The organism is Streptosporangium subroseum (assembly GCF_900188345.1).
In the GTDB taxonomy this organism is placed as follows: Bacteria; Actinomycetota; Actinomycetes; order Streptosporangiales; family Streptosporangiaceae; genus Streptosporangium; species Streptosporangium subroseum.
Genome location: NZ_FZOD01000147.1, coordinates 1 through 2,764 on the forward strand (window position 1 = coordinate 1; position 2,764 = coordinate 2,764).

The following is a 2,764-nucleotide window of genomic DNA, read 5'->3' on the forward strand; positions in this document are numbered from 1 at the left end:
CCGGCCGACACCACTCCACCAGACATGGTCCGGAAGCGGCGGGCCGTTCCTCTAATGGGGATACGCCGCATGGTCCTTTCATCCCGCGCTGCCATGACGCCCGGCAACGGGTGAGTGTGATCGAGGCATCCCCACCAAAAATCAGATAATCTGATTTTATGAAGGTGATGACTGCTACGGAGGCGTCGCGGAGCTTCGCGGTCGTTCTGGACGAGGCTGAGCGGGGGGAGACGATCGTGGTTACTCGGGGGGGTAAGCGGATCGCGGTGATCGGTCCCGCGCCCACGGCGCCGGGGCGTATGGTCAAAGCTTTCCTGGCCGGAGCCGCGGGGACGCTGGACGCTGATTTCGAGGCCGATGTCGCGGCGGCTCGGGAGGCGGTCGATGATGAGATGAGGAGCACGTGGCCCGACGCCTGATCCTGGACACGGGTGTGTTGATCGCCGCGGAGCGGGGCAGGGCCTCTGTGGACGCGGTGATCGGGGATGCCGATGATGTGGCGATCGCCGCGATCACTGTGGCTGAGCTGCTCGTTGGCGTGGAGCTGGCGGATGCGGCACGTCGTCCCGGGCGGCAGGCTTTCGTGGATGAGGTTCTGGCGTTGATCCCGGTTGAGGAGTACACCGTGGACGTCGCCAGGGTCCACGCTCGCCTCCTGGCGCAGATGCGCCGGTTGGGGAAAACGCGGGGAGCGTACGATCTGATGATCGCCGCGACGGCTGCCGCCACCGCGAGAATCGTGATCACGATGGATTCGTCCGCCGCGTTCGATGACCTACCCGGGGTCCGGGCGCAGGTTGTTCCCCGCTGAGCGCCGACGGCAACCCTGAGGGCAACGTCCACCGTCATCGCCGCACGTCGGCCATCGTCGGCGCCCCTCCACTCCCAGCTCCCGGAGAATGGGCGGGGCGATTGCCGTGCCTGAAAAGCGGAAGGTCGGCGGTTCGACTGACCACCTCATCTGAACAGTACAAATGCCCTGAGTGATCATCGTTCAGGGCTTTTTTGATCTCCAGTGACGGCAGCCGCTTGACGACGACGTCCTCTAACGATGCTGCACGGTCACCCTGGTTAGGCGGCTTTGCGAGGTAACGGACTTCTGGCGCTGTTAACCAACTTTGGGATGTGCGCGAATGCCCCGGTACAGATACTCGGCGCCGTCGGGTGATGAGAGGAAGACAGTAGACACCCACCGGTCGGATTCCGGCTGTTTTTGGAGGAATCGGCCGTCGGCGACAGCGACGAGCTCGCTCTCTTGGGGTGGCATGAGGGCCGCAAGCGCACCGGTCGGTGTCACGAGGGTTCGCAGTCGCCCGTCGCGAAGCTCCACCTCCACCCGCGTGCCCACCCGTTCGTACACTCCGAGGTAGCGCTTCAACTCCACTGGGGCAGGGACGGGAGGGGGTGCCGGCGATGCCGGCATTCTGAGGTCGCACAAGACCGGGAGCAGCTCGGAGAGCACCTCTCGGGAAAACGCGCCGAACACGTCGGTGTTGGCCAGCAGTGCCACCGCAACTCCCGCGTCGGGTACGACGCGCAGCGCCGCTGCCTGGCCGATCGTGTCTCCGTCGTGGCCGAAGACCGGCCGGTCCCAGTCGAACAGGGCCCAGCCCAGGCCCCACCGGTCATAGGTTCCGTGCGGGTTGGGTACGTCGACCTGAGGCTTACGCATGTCGGTGAAACGGGGTGCTTCGCTGTTGAGGTGCAGCTTGGCGAAGGTCACCACGTCGGTGGCGGTGGCGCAGATCCCGCCGTCCGGCCCCCCGTTGCGGGGAAAACTCCACACGGGCGCCGGTTGGGCTTGGCCGTCTTGCGTGAGGTGTCCCATGGCGGCGCGAAACCGCAGCACGTCCTCGGGCAACGTCCAGGTGTGGTCCAGCTTGGCCGGGTCGAGCAACCGTTCGCGTATCGCGGTGTCCCACGAGGTGCCGGTCAATAGTTCGATGACGCGGCCCAAGATGACGTAACCGGCGGTGCAGTAGGAGAACAGGGCACCGAGCGGATGGCACTGGGGCAGGTCCGCACACGCGTCGACGTACCGTTCGAGGCAGTCGTCACCCCGTCCGGTGTCGATGAACAGGTCCCCGTTGATCCCCGACGTATGGGCCAGCAAATGCCGCAGGGTGACGCGCTCGCTCACGTCCGCGTCGGCGACCCGAAACCCCGGCAGGATGTCGGCCACCGGGGTGTCGAGCGTGGTCAGGCCCCCTTCCACCAGTCCCATCACCACGGTTGCGGTGTAGGCCTTGGTGATGGACCCGATCTGAAACAGTGAATCGGTCGTCGCCTCGACGCCGGTCCCCACGTGCAGCACCCCGGTGGCCAGCGCCTGCACCCGCTCGTCGGCAAGTACCGCCAACGAGGCTCCCGGCACCCCATGCCGGCGGGCCAAGCCATCGAACCGATCCTGCCAACTCGCCAAGTCCATCGCGTCGCCCATCGCCGTTCTTGCCGTGCGGTGACCTGCGTGCAGCCTACGCCGACAGTGATCACCGTGGCACGAAAGGCTGCGGCAACCTTCGGGGGTGTGACCGGCCCTCTCCAGCGCACGGCCTGCCTGGGAACGTTGGCGTACGGCCAGGCCTGACCAGCCCAATCAATGGGCCGACGGCCTTGCGGATAGTCACCCGTGTTCCGTCGGAGGTTGTCCGGTTCCATCGGGGTGCTGCGTCGGGAGGGGAATGTGGGGTTGTTTGTGTGTCGTAGTGCACGCTCGGTGCTGAGCGTGTGTTTGTACGCAGAACGGGACGTTGTGCCTGCCTAA

Annotated in this window: 3 protein-coding genes; 2 read left to right on the top strand and 1 reads right to left on the bottom strand. The window is 65.8% G+C overall.

Going from position 1 to position 2,764, the window contains the following annotated elements; translation table 11 throughout:
- Positions 1-167: 167 nt before the first annotated feature.
- Positions 168-419, top strand: a complete 252-nt coding sequence (locus CHC08_RS47645) for a type II toxin-antitoxin system Phd/YefM family antitoxin (RefSeq protein ID WP_245879019.1) — start codon at positions 168-170, stop codon at positions 417-419.
- Positions 404-811, top strand: coding sequence for a PIN domain-containing protein (locus tag CHC08_RS47650; RefSeq protein WP_089213942.1), 408 nt, complete (start codon positions 404-406; stop codon positions 809-811). The genes CHC08_RS47645 and CHC08_RS47650 overlap by 16 nt, the downstream gene beginning before the upstream one ends.
- Positions 812-1,108: 297 nt before the next feature.
- Here CHC08_RS47650 and CHC08_RS47655 read toward each other — a convergent pair whose 3' ends face one another.
- Positions 1,109-2,440 (bottom strand): serine hydrolase domain-containing protein, encoded by a 1,332-nt coding sequence (locus CHC08_RS47655; protein WP_245879021.1) that lies wholly within the window; start codon positions 2,438-2,440, stop codon positions 1,109-1,111.
- Positions 2,441-2,764: the final 324 nt, after the last annotated feature.